12 protein-coding genes are annotated in these 14,294 nt (G+C 62.1%); 4 read left to right on the top strand and 8 right to left on the bottom strand.

Annotated elements, in window-relative coordinates; genetic code table 11:
• Positions 1-83: 83 nt before the first annotated feature.
• Complete coding sequence (locus tag L8K08_RS22670) at positions 84-1,082, bottom strand: quinone oxidoreductase (protein ID WP_242200007.1); 999 nt, start codon at positions 1,080-1,082, stop codon at positions 84-86.
• Positions 1,083-1,184: 102 nt separating this feature from the next.
• On the opposite strand from L8K08_RS22670, the gene L8K08_RS22675 reads away from it, so the two are divergent.
• The gene (locus tag L8K08_RS22675; RefSeq protein WP_242200008.1) at positions 1,185-2,048 is read left to right on the top strand and encodes a LysR family transcriptional regulator; all 864 of its coding nucleotides are present in this window, start codon (positions 1,185-1,187) and stop codon (positions 2,046-2,048) included.
• Positions 2,049-2,929: 881 nt separating this feature from the next.
• On the opposite strand, the gene L8K08_RS22680 is transcribed toward L8K08_RS22675, so the two are convergent.
• Together L8K08_RS22680 and L8K08_RS22685 are read right to left on the bottom strand one after the other, a co-directional pair.
• A complete protein-coding gene (locus L8K08_RS22680; RefSeq protein ID WP_242200054.1) occupies positions 2,930-4,255 on the bottom strand; it encodes an LLM class flavin-dependent oxidoreductase in 1,326 nt (441 codons plus the stop codon).
• Positions 4,252-5,190: an aliphatic sulfonate ABC transporter substrate-binding protein gene (locus L8K08_RS22685; protein WP_242200058.1), complete on the bottom strand. Its 939-nt coding sequence runs from the start codon at positions 5,188-5,190 to the stop codon at positions 4,252-4,254. Before L8K08_RS22685 ends, L8K08_RS22680 begins: the two co-directional genes overlap by 4 nt.
• Positions 5,191-5,435: 245 nt before the next feature.
• On the opposite strand from L8K08_RS22685, the gene L8K08_RS22690 reads away from it, so the two are divergent.
• On the top strand, positions 5,436-6,380 hold the full coding sequence (locus L8K08_RS22690; RefSeq protein WP_242200061.1) for an aliphatic sulfonate ABC transporter substrate-binding protein: 945 nt from the start codon (positions 5,436-5,438) through the stop codon (positions 6,378-6,380).
• 244 nt (positions 6,381-6,624) lie between these two features.
• Positions 6,625-7,548, top strand: a complete 924-nt coding sequence (gene tal / locus L8K08_RS22695; protein ID WP_242200063.1) for a transaldolase — start codon at positions 6,625-6,627, stop codon at positions 7,546-7,548.
• Between the two features lie 79 nt (positions 7,549-7,627).
• On the opposite strand, the gene L8K08_RS22700 is transcribed toward tal, so the two are convergent.
• The 4 genes from L8K08_RS22700 to L8K08_RS22720 all read right to left on the bottom strand — a co-directional run bounded on the left by L8K08_RS22700 (position 7,628) and on the right by L8K08_RS22720 (position 11,059).
• Entirely contained in the window at positions 7,628-7,987 is a 360-nt protein-coding gene (locus tag L8K08_RS22700; protein WP_242200066.1) for a lysozyme inhibitor LprI family protein, read from the bottom strand.
• Between the two features lie 325 nt (positions 7,988-8,312).
• A complete protein-coding gene (locus L8K08_RS22710; protein WP_145163632.1) occupies positions 8,313-9,500 on the bottom strand; it encodes a sugar transporter in 1,188 nt (395 codons plus the stop codon).
• Positions 9,501-9,611: 111 nt separating this feature from the next.
• Positions 9,612-9,974: a type 1 fimbrial protein gene (locus tag L8K08_RS22715; RefSeq protein ID WP_242200069.1), complete on the bottom strand. Its 363-nt coding sequence runs from the start codon at positions 9,972-9,974 to the stop codon at positions 9,612-9,614.
• Between the two features lie 86 nt (positions 9,975-10,060).
• The gene (locus L8K08_RS22720; RefSeq protein WP_242200071.1) at positions 10,061-11,059 is read right to left on the bottom strand and encodes a bile acid:sodium symporter family protein; all 999 of its coding nucleotides are present in this window, start codon (positions 11,057-11,059) and stop codon (positions 10,061-10,063) included.
• Positions 11,060-11,144: 85 nt separating this feature from the next.
• Between L8K08_RS22720 and L8K08_RS22725 the strand changes: the two genes are divergently transcribed.
• Complete coding sequence (locus L8K08_RS22725; RefSeq protein WP_242200072.1) at positions 11,145-11,933, top strand: helix-turn-helix transcriptional regulator; 789 nt, start codon at positions 11,145-11,147, stop codon at positions 11,931-11,933.
• Between the two features lie 1,046 nt (positions 11,934-12,979).
• Here L8K08_RS22725 and L8K08_RS22730 read toward each other — a convergent pair.
• The gene (locus L8K08_RS22730; RefSeq protein ID WP_242200073.1) at positions 12,980-13,993 is read right to left on the bottom strand and encodes an ABC transporter substrate-binding protein; all 1,014 of its coding nucleotides are present in this window, start codon (positions 13,991-13,993) and stop codon (positions 12,980-12,982) included.
• Between the last annotated feature and the right edge of the window lie 301 nt (positions 13,994-14,294).

Consider the following 14,294-nt stretch of genomic DNA (forward strand, 5'->3'; position numbering starts at 1 on the left):
CTGCAAGGGCACAACGCGTAACCCCGCACTGTTTGCGGGGCACCCCAAACCGGCCTGATCAGCCGGTTTTTTTTCGCCTGCGGTTAACGCAGGTCGCGGTCCACCCACAGTACCGCCTTGCCGATCTGCTGCCGCGCCTCGATACGGGCATGAACGTGCTGCACCGTCTCTAGGCTGTAATGCCCTTCAATGTCCACCGTCAGCGTGCCTTCCAGCATCGCCGCGAACACAGCGTTGGCACGCCGTTGCACGGTCGCGCCATCGGCCATGTGGTCAGCCAGCCGTGGGCGCGTCAAGAACAACGAGCCCGCCTCCCCCAGCTCCATCGGGTCCAGGTCCGTCAGCGAGCCCGAGACATTGCCGTAGTTGACGATCAAACCGCGCGTGCGACAGGCGCGAAAACTCTCACGCAAGGTGTTTTTGCCGACGCAATCAAACACCACATCCACCCCTCGCCCGCCCGTGGCTTGCAGCACCTGGTCGGCAAATCGCTCATAGGTCCAGGCTTGATGGGCGCCCTGCTGCAAGGCAATCGCACATTTCTCGACGCTGCTGGCGGTGGTCAATACCGTTGCCCCCAACCGACGCGCCATCTGCACCAGTAATTGGCCGATGCTGCCGGACGCGGCATGAACCAGGCAGGTACTGCCCGCCTGCAAACGCGCTACATCGTCGATCAGGTAGTGCGCGGTGCAGCCCTGAAACATCGCCGCAGCGGCCTGATCGAAACCGATTGCGTTCGGGATCTGCGCAATTTTCTCGACAGGCACATTCGCATACTCGGCATACGCACCCCAGGCGATGCACCAGGCCACGCGGTCGCCCACAGCCAAGTGGCTGACGCCCGGACCGACTTCGACCACCACACCGGCGCCTTCCATGCCCAGGGTGCACGGCAGGCGCACCGGGTACGTCGAAGAGTGTGCGTATTTGCCCTGGCGGGTATGAATGTCCATGAAATTGATCCCGGCGCAGGCCACCTTGACCAGCACATGCCCCGGCGTGACCCGGGGTTTTTCAACGTCGTGGCGCAATTGGGCGACTTCGGGACCGCCGTAGGCTTGCAGGGTGATGGCTTTCATCGGGTAACAACTCCGTTTGCACTGGGAAGCGGCCATGGTAAAAGGGCGCGCTCGGTAGGAATATTCCCCAACCCTTCCCAGCCTCTGTGCGGAAATAACCCGATGTTCGATTGGCAGGATCTGTATTACTTCACCGTTCTGGCCCGCACCCAGTCGCTGTCGGCGGCCGCCCGCGAGTTGCAGGTGGAACACGCCACCGTCGGGCGCCGCGTCGATGCGCTGGAAAAAGCCCTCGGCGTAAAACTGGTAGACCGCCTGCCACGCAGCCGGCCACTCACGGCTCAGGGCCTGGCGCTGGCCGAGCTGGCCGCGGGCATGGGCGAGATGGCCACCGACGTGCTGCGCCTGTCGCGGGTAGCCTCCATCGAACTGGCCGGCACTGTGCGGGTCAGTTGCCCGCCGTCCATCGCCAACCACTGCATCGCGCCTCACATAGCGCGGTTGCGGGCCCAGTACCCCCAGCTGAACCTGGTGCTGATACCGTCCACTCAACTGGCTGCGCTCGACAAGGGCGAGGCCGATATCGCCCTGCGCACGGTGCGCCCCGACGAAGAGGCGCTGGTGCGCCGCAAGGTCGGCGTGGTGCGCTTCGGTCTTTATGGCGCGCCCGCGTTCAGGCAGTTGCCTACTGCCCAATGGACCTTCATCGCCTACGACAGCAGCCGTGATCACCTGCCGCAACAGGCGTGGCTGCACCAACTGCGCGGCCAACGCCCGATCGTGTTTGCCGCCAGCGAGTTGATCACCCAACAGACGGCCGCGCGCGCGCACGTCGGCGCAGTGGTGTTGCCAACGTTGGTGGGCGACCACGATCCGCTGCTGGCCAGGTTGCCGACACCCGGCGACGGGCCGGTCCGCGATATCTGGCTGACGGTGTACCCGGATATGCGCCGCTCGCCGTCGGTAAAGGTGGTGATGGAGTTTCTGGTGGCATGCATCGAAGGTGAAGCGCAGCTGCGGCGTTGAATCAGCCGGCGGTGGCGTTGACTCCAGCATCTGCTTGGCGCGTTCCAGGCGCAGGGTTTGCACATAGCTCTGTGCATCAGGTAGATGAGTGTCGGTGTACTCGGTCATAAGGTGGGAGCGGGCTTGCTCGCGAAGGCGGCCTGCCAGTGACACATGAGCTGACTGTCCCACCGCATTCGCGGGCAAGCCCGCTCCCACATTTGGTTCTCTGTGCATCAGATAGATGGGTGTCGGTTGTACTCGGTCAGAGGTGGGAGCGGGCTTGCTCGCGAAGGCGGTGTGCCAGTGATACATGAGCTGGCTGACCCACCGCATTCGCGGGCAAGCCCGCTCCCACATTTGAATCTCTGTGCATCAGGTAGATGGGTGCCGGTTGTACTCGGTCATAAGGTGGGAGCGGGCTTGCTCGCGAAGGCGGCCGGCCTGCCAGTGACACATGAGCTGACTGTCCCACCGCATTCGCGGGCAAGCCCGCTCCCACATTTGGATCTCTGTGCATCAGATAGATGGGTGTCGGTTGTACTCGGTCAAGGGTGGGAGCTGGCTTGCCTGCGATGGCATCAACCCGGTGTACCTGATGGACCGAGGTGCCTGCATCGCAGGCAAGCCAGCTCCCACAGAAAAGCAAAAGCAGTGCGGTGGTGGAGGCTGAAGTCGGTCAAATTGTGGCGAGCTGGCTTGTTGTGGCGAGCGGGCTTGCCCCGCGTTGGGGCGCGAAGCGCCCCCAGAACCTGACACCGCCGTCTACCAGTCAGCGCGCGGTGGCCTTGATGGGGGCCGCTTCGCAGCCCAACGCGGGGCAAGCCCGCTCGCCACAACAAGCCCGCTCGCCACGACAGGCCCGCTCGCCACGACAGCCCGGCTCTTCTCAGGAGGCGGTTTCAGGTTGCCAGATCCGCCAGCCCCAGGTGCTCGCGCAGCGTCGAGCCTTCATAGGCGGTACGAAACAACCCCTTGCGCTGCAAGTGCGGAATCACGCTCTCGACAAACTCAGTGAACGAACCCGGCAGGTAACCCGGCGAGATCACAAACCCGTCGCAGCCGCCTTGCTCGAACAGCTCCGCTAATTGGTCGGCGATCTGCGCGCCAGTGCCCACCAGTTGCGGCACGCGCACGCTGCTGGCGAAGATGCGGCCGAGTTGCTCAAGGGTAATTTCAGGCCCTTGCATCAACAGCTTTTCCGCCGCAGCGGCAGGGATCAGTGGCGACCGGGCAACCTCGGCCAGGGTGGCCGTCAGCGGGAACGGCGACAGGTCCACATTGAGCTGCGAAGCAAGTGTCACCAGCCCCAGCTCAGGCCGCGCCAGGGCGTTGTGCCGATCGCGTTTGGCGCGGGCTTCGGCCTCGCTGCCGCCAATAAACGGCATCACCGCGGTCAACACCTTGCAGCTGTCGGCGTCGCGGCCTTGCTGCACCACTTGGGCACGCACGTCATCGCGAAAGGCGCGCATCGCGTTCAAATGCGGGTGAATGGTGAAAATCGCCTCGGCCCAGCGCGCGCCAAACCGCCGACCGCGCCCGGACGAGCCGGCCTGAATCAATACCGGACGGCCCTGGGGCGTGCGCGGGATATTCAGCGGGCCCTCGACCTTGAACCACTCGCCCTGATGCTGCACCGACGTGATCAAGGCCGGGTCGGCGAGCACGCCGCGTTCGCGGTCCAGCTTGAGGGCGTCCTTGCCCCAACTGTTCCAGAGCTTCAATGCGACTTCGACAAACTCATCGGCACGGTCGTAGCGCAGGTCGTGTTCCAGGTGCTTGTCCTTGCCGAACAGGCGCCCTTCACTGTCGTTCATCGACGTGACGATATTCCACGCCGCGCGGCCCTTGGACAGATGGTCGAGGGTGGCAAATTCGCGCGCGATGTGCGCCGGTTCGTAATAGGTAGTCGAGCGCGTCGCGCCCAGCCCCAGCTTGCGGGTCTGGCCTATCAGGTAGGAGAGAATCGGCAACGGGTCCAGGCGTGTGGCGTCCTGGGCGCCGTAGCGCAAGGCAAACTCGCGCGAGCCGCCCATCTGGTCGCCCACGGCCAGGCGGTCGGCGAAGAACAGGAAGTCGAACAGGCCCTCCTCCACCACCTTGGCGATGCGCGAGTAGTAGTCGGGGTCGAGGTAATTGCCGAGCGTTTCGGGGTGGCGCCACACGGCGTGGCTGTGCACCACCGGCCCACTCAGGAGGAAGGCTGACAAATGGATCTGGCGGCTCATGGTTTGGGGGTCCACACGGTGATATCGGCGACGTTCAGTGGCTTGGGAATCAGCTTGGCGGCGTAATAGGTGTCGGCGATGCGTTGCTGTTCGGCAAGGTTTTGCACCTTGACCGGGATGATGTCGTAGCTGCGTCGGCTATTGGCGCGCTCCACCGTGGCCGGTGGGATGTTGCCCCACAGCGGCGCAAGGATGTCAGCGGCTTGCCTGGGATGGGCTTTGACCCATTGGCCGGTTTCGCGCAGGGTATCGAAGGTGATTTGCAGCACCTCCGGGTGCGCCTTGGCAAATTGTGTGGTCGCCAGGTAGAAGCGGTTGTAGTTGGCCAGCCCGTCGTTGCCATCGGCGATCACACGCACGTGATGCTCAAGCTGCTGGGTGGCGAAGAACGGGTCCCAGATCACCCAGGCATCCACGCTGCCATTTGAAAACGCCGCGCCACCGTCGGGTGCCTCAAGGTAACGCGGGGTGATATCGGCCAGCGTCAGGCCGGCCTTGTGCAGCGCCGAGATCAGCAGAAAGTTGCTGCCCGAGCCCTTGGACACGGCAACGGTCTTGCCCTTGAGGTCGGCGATGCTGTGGATCGGGGATGCGTCCTGGACGATGATCGCCTGGGCGCCGGGCGACGAGTTTTCCTGGGCGTAATACGTCAGCGGCGCATCGGCGGCCTGGGTGAACAGCGCAAAGGCGTCAGCCACGTCCGCGTGCAAATCGACACTGCCGGCGTTCAAGGAACTGAGCAGGCCGGTGCTGAATTCATGCCAATTGACGGTGAACCCCAAGGGCTTGAGGCGCTGTTCGAGCTGGCCATTTTGCTTGAGCAGGATCCACAGCGTCGACGAGCGCTGGTAGCTGATGTCCAGGGTCTGCTCGGCGTGGGCCGCCGCTGCGGCAAACAGCAGGCTGGCGGCGAGAATGAGTTGTTTCAACGTCATGGAAGGCCTTGGCATAGGTGAGTTGAAGGAAGCTGCTTATGCAAAAAGACCACATAAGACCTGGCAGACAAGCGAACTCGATTATATTAACGACGTGTAATTATGAAAGAACCCTATAATTCTATGGTTATGCCCAATTCGTCGAAACGCGTGAAAAGCGCCCTAAGCTCAGACCGAAAGAGTATTTATCGAATGCTTTTTAGAACTTTAAGCTTGGCCTTATTTCGCTGAAGATCGAGCGCGCCATGTCTATTCGTCGTCCCCTCGCCGTTGTCCTCGGGCTGCTGGCTTTTTCGGTTGCGGTGAGCGCCGAGGCTCAGGAAACCGTGCGCATCGGTTACCAGAAATCCTCGACCCTGATCACCCTGCTGAAAACCCAGGGCACGCTTGAAAAAGCCCTCAAGGCCGACAACATCGACGTGAGCTGGCATGAATTCCCCAGCGGCCTGCCGCTGCTCGAAGCATTGAACGTGGGCAACGTGGACATCAGCGCCGACGTGGCTGACACCGTGCCGATCTTCGCTCAGGCCGCCCAGGCCAAACTCACCTACTTCGCCCAGGAAGCGCCCTCGCCTTCAGCCCAGGCCATCGTGGTGCGCAAGGACTCGCCGATCCAGCAGTTGGCAGATTTGAAAGGCAAGAAAATCGCGGTGACCAAGGCCGCCGGCACTCACTACTTGCTCATCGCCGCACTGGCCAAAGCCGGCCTGGCGTTCTCGGATATCGAGCCGGCCTATCTGTCGCCGGCCGATGGTCGCGCGGCCTTTGAGAACAACAAGGTTGACGCCTGGGTCACCTGGGAACCGTTCCTCACCAGCGTGCAGCGTCAACTGCCGACCCGCACCCTGGCCGACGGCGCAGGCCTTGCCAGTTACAAGCGCTATTACCTGACCGGCACGCCTTACGCCAAAGCCCATCCCGAGGTCTTGAAACGTGTGTATGAGCAATTGGAAAAAGCCGGTCAATGGGTAAAAACCAACCCGCAGGACGCGGCGAAAGTACTCGGCCCACTGTGGGGCAACCTGGATGTGGCCACGGTGGAAGCCGCCAACGCGCACCGCAGTTACGAGGTGCAACCGGTCACGGTCGAACAGTTGGGTGAACAGCAGAAGATCGCGGATGCCTTCTTCAAGGCCGGCTTGTTGCCCAAGGCGGTGGATGCGCAGGATGTGCAGACCTGGAAGCCGTGAGAAGTTTCATTTTGACGATGAGGCCCATGCGCGCGCATGGCTGGCGGCCGAACCGTTTACGCATGGAGGGTTGTTCAAACAACTGGATGTGCAGGTTTTCCAGAACCGCTGGCCGCAGAAAGTCGGCTTCCCAGAGGCGTAAAGGCGTGGCGCGCGGGTAAACAAGCCGCCTGGGAAGTGGTACAACGGGTGTCCCGTGCCGCCCAGCGCTGCGCCACATCCCACTTCCTGGAGACCGCCGCTCATGACGCCCAAGCTCGAACAACTCAAGCAATTCACCACCGTGGTCTGCGACACCGGCGACCTGGAAGCCATCAGCCGCCTGCGTCCGGTCGACGCCACCACCAACCCGTCGTTACTGCTCAAAGCCGCCGCCATCCCGGAATACGCCGAGCTGCTGCGCACTGCCGTGAGCCTGTCCAAGGGCGACGTGGGCCTGGCCTGCGATCACTTCGCCGTGTCGGTCGGTGCGGGCATTCTCAAGGTGATTCCCGGGCGCATCTCGACCGAAGTCGACGCGCGGCTGTCCTTTGACGAAGACGCGCTGTGGGCCAAGGCCAGCCAGCTGATCGCCCTGTACGACCAGGCCGGTATCGGTCGCGAGCGCGTGCTGATCAAGCTGGCGTCCACCTGGGAAGGCATCCGCACTGCCGAACGTCTGGAAAAAGCCGGCATCCAGACCAACCTCACGCTGCTGTTCTCCTTCGCCCAGGCCGTGGCGTGCGCTGATGCCGGGGTGTTTTTGATCTCGCCATTCGTAGGCCGCATTTACGACTGGTACCGCAAAAGCACAGGCCTGGATTACACCGGCGCCGAAGACCCGGGCGTGCAATCGGTCACCCGCATCTACAATTACTACAAGGCCAACGCCATCCCGACCGTGGTCATGGGCGCAAGCTTTCGCACGCTTAGCCAGATCGAGCAACTGGCAGGTTGTGACCGCCTGACCATCAGCCCGGACCTGCTGCACAAACTCGATGAAGACAACGGCACGCTGGAGCGCAAACTGGTGCCGGGCGCTGAAGGTGAAGTGCGTCAGCAACTGACCGAAGCGCAGTTCCGCTGGGCGTCGAATGAAGATGCGATGGCAACGGAAAAACTCGCCGAAGGCATCCGGCAGTTCGCGCGCGATCAGGAGAAGTTGGAGGCGGTGCTGGCGGCGTTGTAACAGGACGCCCGATTGCTGTGGTGAGAGAGCCTGCTCCCTCGCCACGGCAATCACCCAAAGGCTGAGTGTTCGATGTGATTCAGAACGGCCCCTTTGTCATCACCCGCTCATCAATAAACCCGCGCAACATGCCAATGCGTTGCGTGGAGGCGTCACTCAGGCAACTCAGCCGCGCGCCACACGCGCGCCGCTGCTTGAGCCAGTCCGCCTGCCCGTCCATCAATGAGCCGCGCCCGCCCATGGCCATGAAGTGCTTGTTCAGGTCGTAGAGCAACGCCATCGTTACGTCCTGATCATTCAGGCTGCGGTTGGCGCAGATGGCAATTTCGTCAGCGGCCTTGGCCTTGGCGCAATCAAAGCTGGCGGCCTGGCTTGAAAGGCTGAACATCAGGGCACAAACACCGGTAAAGAGTGCAGGTTTGAGCAATAGACGTGACATCGGCGGTGGGCTCCGAAAAAAAATGGGCAAACAGCGGCGTTATAGATAGGCCCGCCGCTGGCCAAAAAGTTCTTCGACACCGAGCACCGTTCAGTCGCGGCCACCCAACTTACGGGCGGGCGGCGCACCGAGTAGTGCGCCGACGATCGGCGCCAGCCCGAGCCGCGACAGGTATTCGCTGCGGGCAAACAGCGCCGGGCCGGTGCTGCGGGCCGGTTGACGGATCAATGCACGTTTTTAGACTGATCCACGGCATCCATGTAGGCGACGAGGTGTCTCACGGGTTCAATCCTTTGATTTTTTCAAGTCATCATTGACCAACGCATCAGTTGCTACGCGCCACACCCTGCCCATACCGGTGAATCGCCAGGCAGTAGCCGATCAGCGCCACTGCCGCGAGCAACCCGCCCGCCGCGCCGATCCAGGCGAAGCCGAAGTGGCTGCCGACCCAGCTGCCCATCAGGGCGCCGCCGCCGATGCCAATGTTGTAGATACCGGAGAACATCGCCATGGCCACGTCGGTGGCGTCGGGTGCCAGCACCAGCACTTTGGATTGCATGGCCAGGCCAAAGCCCATGATCGCCATGCCCCAGAACACGCTCAGGCCGACGAGGTAGGACTCGGCGCCGCTCAAGGGCAGCATCAGCGCCAGGCACGCAGCAAGCAGGAACACCGCACTGACCACGAACAGGTGCGGGTTGAAACGGTGCACCAGGCTGAACAGCAGCGAGCCGATGATGCCCGCGCCGCCGAACACCAGCAGGAACAGGGTCACCACGTTACCGCTCAGGCCGGCGACGCCTTCGACGAAGGGTTCGATGTAGCTGTAGGCGGTGAATTGCGCGGTCACCACCATGGCGGTGAGCACGTACAGCGCCACCAGCGCCGGGCGCTTGAACAGCAACGGCAGGCTGCGCAGCGAGCCGGAGTTCTGGCTCGGCAGCAGCGGCAAGGTGCGCGCCAGCCAGAACACCAGGGCCGCGGCAAAGGCGGCGATCACCAGAAACGTGGTGCGCCAGCCCATCGCTTCGCCGAGCAGGCGGCCCAGCGGAATGCCCAGGACCATCGCCAGTGACGTGCCGGTGGCCAGCAGGCCGAGGGCTTGCACCTGCTTGCCCTCCGGCGCCAGGCGCACGGCCAGGGAGGCGGTGATCGACCAGAACAACGCGTGGGACAAGGCGATGCCGATGCGACTGACCATCAGCAGGCCGAAGCTGGTGGCGACGCTGGAGAGAATATGGCTGGCGATAAACAAGCCGAACAACACGATCAGCAACTTGCGCCGTTCGACGTTACGCGTCAGCAGCATCACCGGCAGCGACGTCAGCGACACGATCCAGGCATAGATGGTGAGCATCAGGCCGACGCTGGCGATGGGCATGTCGAAGCTGGCGCCGATGGCGCTGAGCAGGCCGACCGGTACGAATTCGGTGGTATTGAACACAAACGCGGCCAAAGCAAGGGCGATGACCGGTTGCCAGTTGGCTTGGGGGGTTGCGGCTGAAATGCTCATTGGCGGGCGAGGTACTCTGGCGATGATCCAACGGCCACGCAGAACAGCGCCGCCGCCGAGCATTCTATAGGTTTCTCGCCGCGCTGTTGACGCGGATCGTCGCTCTGAGGTTCAGGGCAAGGTCATGGTGATTACATAGTTGCCCGACACAATCGGCGTGCCGGCGCTGTCCACCAGCAGGTAGCGCTGGTCGTAATAACGCCCGGCGCCACTGTCGGCAACCAGCTTCACCCGGGCCGCGTTGACGCTGGCCACCGGCGCCAGACTGCGCACCTCGAAGCGGCTGCCGCGGTTAAAACTGGCGCAGCCGGTCAACTCTATCACCGCGCCGCTGCGCGCATTTGTCGCACACCCAGGCTCAACGATTGCGCCGGTGAACTGGATAGTGCCCTGCCCCACGGTCTGTGCCGCACCACAGGCACTGGCCCATAGGCAAAACAGGCCTGCAAACACCGAAATACCTTTAACGCTCATGCCGACACTCCTTATTGGGCTCTTACCCAGGAAGTCGTCTGGCCGGGCGTTAACTTGAGGTGATTCGGCCTAGGGTGTGATCTGGATCACGGATCCACCTGCCCCATCAGCTCGGGGATGCTTTCCGGCCGTTTGGCGTAGCGCTGCGCCAGCGCCGCGCACACCATCAACTGGATCTGGTGAAACAGCATCAGCGGCAGGATCAACACGCCCATGGTTGCGCCGGCGAACAGCACTTGGGCCATCGGCACGCCGGTGGCGAGGCTTTTCTTCGAGCCGCAGAACAAGATGGTGATGCGGTCTTCCTGGTTAAAGCCAAAGGCCTTGCCCAGCACGGTGGACGCCACCAGTACCAGGACCAGCAACACACAGCACGCCACCACCAGGCCGCCCAACTCCCACAGCGGGATCTTGTGCCAGATGCCTTCGTTGACCGCTTCGCTGAACGCGCCGTAAACCACCAGCAGGATCGAGCCCTGATCGACGAACTTCAGCCAGGACTTATTCCGGCCGACCCAATCGCCGATCCAGCGACGAGCGATTTGCCCGGCGATAAACGGCAACAGCAATTGCACGCTGATTTTCAGGATCGCGTCGACGGTGGAGCCCGCGTCGCCGTGCACGTTGAGCAGCAGCGTCACCAGCAGCGGCGTTAGGAAGATGCCGAACAGGCTGGAGGCCGCCGCACTGCAGATCGCCGCCGGAATGTTGCCGCGCGCAAGCGACGTAAAGGCAATCGCCGATTGCACCGTGGCCGGCAAGGCGCACAGGTAGAGCATGCCCATGTACAGGTCTTTGCCGATCAGCGGCGACAGCACCGGCTTGAGCGCCAGGCCCAGCAAGGGGAACAGCACAAAGGTCAGGCTGAACACCAGCAGGTGCAGGCGCCAGTGCCCGGCACCGGCAACGATGGCCTGGCGCGACAGCTTGGCGCCGTGCAGGAAAAACAGCAGCGCAATGGCCAGGTTGGTCACCCAGCCAAAGGCCACGGCGGTCTGGCCGCTGGCGGGCAGCAGGGAAGCGAGAATCACCGTGGCAATCAGGGTCAGGGTGAAGTTGTCAGGCAGAAAACGTGGACGGGTCATAAGCAAATCTTCCAGGGGTTGCCAAGAGCATCGATGCGACTCTAACGTAACGGCTTGTTACCGACTAACGCCAATGAGCCAGTAAATGCCGCCTAAAGGACATGACAAGACCGTCCGGCGCAGTGTGCCCGGGCTTTCCAGCCTGCCGCGGCCCGTGTATGGGCGCACGGAGTCGCTGCCCAATCGCGCGCTGACCCGCCAGCACAGCCACCCGTGGGTGCAGTTGTCCTACGCGATATCCGGGGTGCTGGAGATCCAGACCAGCGTCGGCCGCTTCGTCGCCCCGCCCCAGCGCGCGGTGTGGATCCCGGCGGGCGTGCCGCACCGGGTGTTCAGTTCGCCGCACACGGAAATGCGCAGCCTGTACCTGGCTTGCAGCGTTACCGCCTGGGCGGCCGAGCGGTGTCAGGTGTTGGAGGTGAGCAGTTTGTTGCGCGAGTTGATCCGCAGTTTCAGTGAGTTGCCGGTGGAATATGCCGAGGACGGGCCGGATGGGCGCCTGGCCCAGGTGGTACTCGACCAGTTGGCCGCTGCGCCGCAGGTGGATTTGATGCTGCCTTTGCCCCTGGACCCGCGGTTGCGTCAGGTTTATCGCAGCTTGAATCTGCATCCGGAGCAGCAGACGACCTTGGGGGATTGGGGGCGCAGGCTGGGGGTGAGTGAGAAGACGTTGAGTCGGTTGTTTTTGAGTGATACCGGGCTAACGTTTCGCGCTTGGCGTCAGCGGTTGCGGTTGCTGAGTGCGTTGCCGGCCCTGGAGCAGGGGGAGCGGGTTACGGATGTGGCGTTGGGGTGTGGGTATGAGTCGACTTCGGCGTTTATTGCGGCGTTTCGGCAGCAGTTTGATGCGACACCTGGGGAGTTTTTTCGGTGATGTTTGGGGTGGGTTATTGGGTACATATCCGTTATTTGGGTGATGGCGGGTATGGGTTCCGCTCTTACAGCGGGTCACTTTTGAAAAGAGCCCAAAAGTAACCAAAAGGCTCTTGCCCCACCACTCGGCACCTCGCCTAGGCTCGGTGTGCCCTCACGCAGGCTTTGGAGCGTGGGCCGCCGCGATGGGCCATCCATGGCCCAACACGGCTAAACCGGCGTCCTGCCGGTTTACCCACGCTCCAAAACCTGCGTTCGGCCAGCGTAGTTTAACGGGGCGCCTAAGATCAAGATCAAGATCAAAAGCACGGCGGCCTAGTAGCCGACCTGAGTGGTAGAAGCAAAAGCACAGCCGAGGCGGCCTGACAGCCGACCTGATTCTGGAAGCTGAACTCAATCAAATGTGGGAGCTGGCTTGCCTGCGATGGCATCAACCCGGTGTACCTGATGGACCGCGGTGCCTGCATCGCAGGCAAGCCAGCTCCCACAGAAAAGCAAAGCAGTGCGGTGCTGGCAGTTGAACTCGGTGAAATTGTGGGAGCGGGCTTGCTCGCGAAGGCGGTGGGTCAGTCAGCTTATGTGTCACTGAACCACCGCATTCGCGAGCAAGCCCGCTCCCACATTTGGAGCTCAGTACATCAGATAGAGGTGTGTTGCTGTGCTGTTGCCCTGCTTTTGCTTCAACCACTCAGGTCGGCTACCAGGCCGCCGTGCTCTGCTTTTGATCTTGCTTTTGACCTGACAGGCCCCGTCAACCACGCTGGCCGAACGCAGGCTTGAATCCGTGGGTAACCCGGCAGGACGCCGGGTTAGCCGTGTTGGGCCATGGATGGCCCGTCGCGGCGGCCCACGGATTCAAGCCGGAGTGAGGGAATGCCGAGCCTAGGCGAGGTGCCGAGTGGTGGGGCACAGACCTTTTGGTTACTTTTGGGGCGTTTGCCAAAAGTGACCCGCTGTAAGAGCGGAACCGCCAGCCGCCGTTACCGCAGAAATGGATATGTACCCCGCCCTACCCCCATGACGCCCCCGATTCACCCGAATGGCCACTCAACTCCCATTCCCACCATGAGCCTCTTCAAAGAAGTAATCCTTCCAACTCGCCGCCTTGTTCTTCAACACCCCCAGCTCCTGCAATTTCTCGGCATAGATATAGGTCCGCTGCGGCACGATGGTGAAATCGATCTCCGGGTCCTGGACAATTTTCTCCACCAGGTCCAACGGCAGCTTGGATTGCTCCACACGGATATACGCCTTCGCCGCGGCCGGTTTGTCGGCCTTGATGATCGTCTCGGCCTCAGCCAGCGCGTCGTAAAACGCCTTATAGGTCTTGGGGTTCTCGTCGTGGAATTTCTCAGTGGTGTAAAGCACGTTGAACGTAGCCTGCCCGCCAAGGATGTCGTAGGAACTGAGCACCTTGTGCACGTTAGGGTTAAGCAACTCCTGGTACTGGAACGGCGGGCTGGAGAAGTGCGAGTTAATCTCCGAACCACCGGCAATCAACGCCGCCGTGGCGTCAGGGTGAGCCAGGCTGATAGAGATATCGTCAAACTTCTTGTAGTTCGCATCGCCAAACTGCTTGGCGGTTTCGATCTGCAGGGTGCGCGACTGAAACCCCACACCGGCAGCGGGCACAGCGATGCGGTCTTTCTCGGTGAAGTCCTTGAGGGTCTTCACGTTAGGGTTGTTGGTCAGCAGGTAATTGGGCATCGAGCCGAGCGAGGCGATGGCCTTGACGTTCTGCTTGCCCTTGGTGCGGTCCCACAGGGTGAGCATCGGCGGCACACCGGCCGAGACCACGTCCAGCGCACCCGCCAGCAGCGATTCATTCATCGCCGTGGCGCCGGAGATGCTGTTCCATTCCACCTTGATATCCAGGCCCTGCTCCTTGCCGTGTTTCTCGATCAAGTGCTGGTCGCGCACCACGTCGAGGATCAGGTAGCCGATGCCGAACTGCTGGGCGATGCTGATTTTGCCTTCGGCCTGGGCACCGGGGCTGAGCAAGCTGCCAGCAGCGGCCAGCGACGCAACCAATAAGGTCAGGGAGGAACGCTTGAAAGTCATGGGGGAATCTGCCGCGTTTTCGGGAAGGTGATGAAGCCTAGCGGCGTTTTTTAAGACACGAAAAGAATATATAGCTCTATTCTTATGCAATAAATCAGCAGCGCTGAACGGCGGCGATGTTCGAGCGTCCGACGCCAAAACCTGCCAGCACGTGGTCGAGGTTTTCCAGGGTTTTACGCGTTTGCGCTGCGTCGCCATCGACGGAGGTTGATTGGGGAAACGCTAACAAGGCTATTGGCGAATGGACGTCGACCCTGAAGCGAGTACCTTCCGCGCAAAAAATCCCCATGGGCGCCGCTCG

The sequence above is a fragment of the Pseudomonas sp. TREG-RG-20F-10-E-6-01 genome (assembly GCF_022662455.1).
Lineage (GTDB): Bacteria > Pseudomonadota > Gammaproteobacteria > Pseudomonadales > Pseudomonadaceae > Aquipseudomonas.

Coding starts and splice junctions, on each gene's coding strand:
- L8K08_RS22670 (WP_242200007.1), bottom strand. CDS start 1,082: ATGAAAGCCATCACCCTGCAAGCCTACGGCGGTCCCGAAGTCGCCCAA.
- L8K08_RS22675 (WP_242200008.1), top strand. CDS start 1,185: ATGTTCGATTGGCAGGATCTGTATTACTTCACCGTTCTGGCCCGCACC.
- L8K08_RS22680 (WP_242200054.1), bottom strand. CDS start 4,255: ATGAGCCGCCAGATCCATTTGTCAGCCTTCCTCCTGAGTGGGCCGGTG.
- L8K08_RS22685 (WP_242200058.1), bottom strand. CDS start 5,190: ATGACGTTGAAACAACTCATTCTCGCCGCCAGCCTGCTGTTTGCCGCA.
- L8K08_RS22690 (WP_242200061.1), top strand. CDS start 5,436: ATGTCTATTCGTCGTCCCCTCGCCGTTGTCCTCGGGCTGCTGGCTTTT.
- tal (WP_242200063.1), top strand. CDS start 6,625: ATGACGCCCAAGCTCGAACAACTCAAGCAATTCACCACCGTGGTCTGC.
- L8K08_RS22700 (WP_242200066.1), bottom strand. CDS start 7,987: ATGTCACGTCTATTGCTCAAACCTGCACTCTTTACCGGTGTTTGTGCC.
- L8K08_RS22710 (WP_145163632.1), bottom strand. CDS start 9,500: ATGAGCATTTCAGCCGCAACCCCCCAAGCCAACTGGCAACCGGTCATC.
- L8K08_RS22715 (WP_242200069.1), bottom strand. CDS start 9,974: ATGAGCGTTAAAGGTATTTCGGTGTTTGCAGGCCTGTTTTGCCTATGG.
- L8K08_RS22720 (WP_242200071.1), bottom strand. CDS start 11,059: ATGACCCGTCCACGTTTTCTGCCTGACAACTTCACCCTGACCCTGATT.
- L8K08_RS22725 (WP_242200072.1), top strand. CDS start 11,145: ATGCCGCCTAAAGGACATGACAAGACCGTCCGGCGCAGTGTGCCCGGG.
- L8K08_RS22730 (WP_242200073.1), bottom strand. CDS start 13,993: ATGACTTTCAAGCGTTCCTCCCTGACCTTATTGGTTGCGTCGCTGGCC.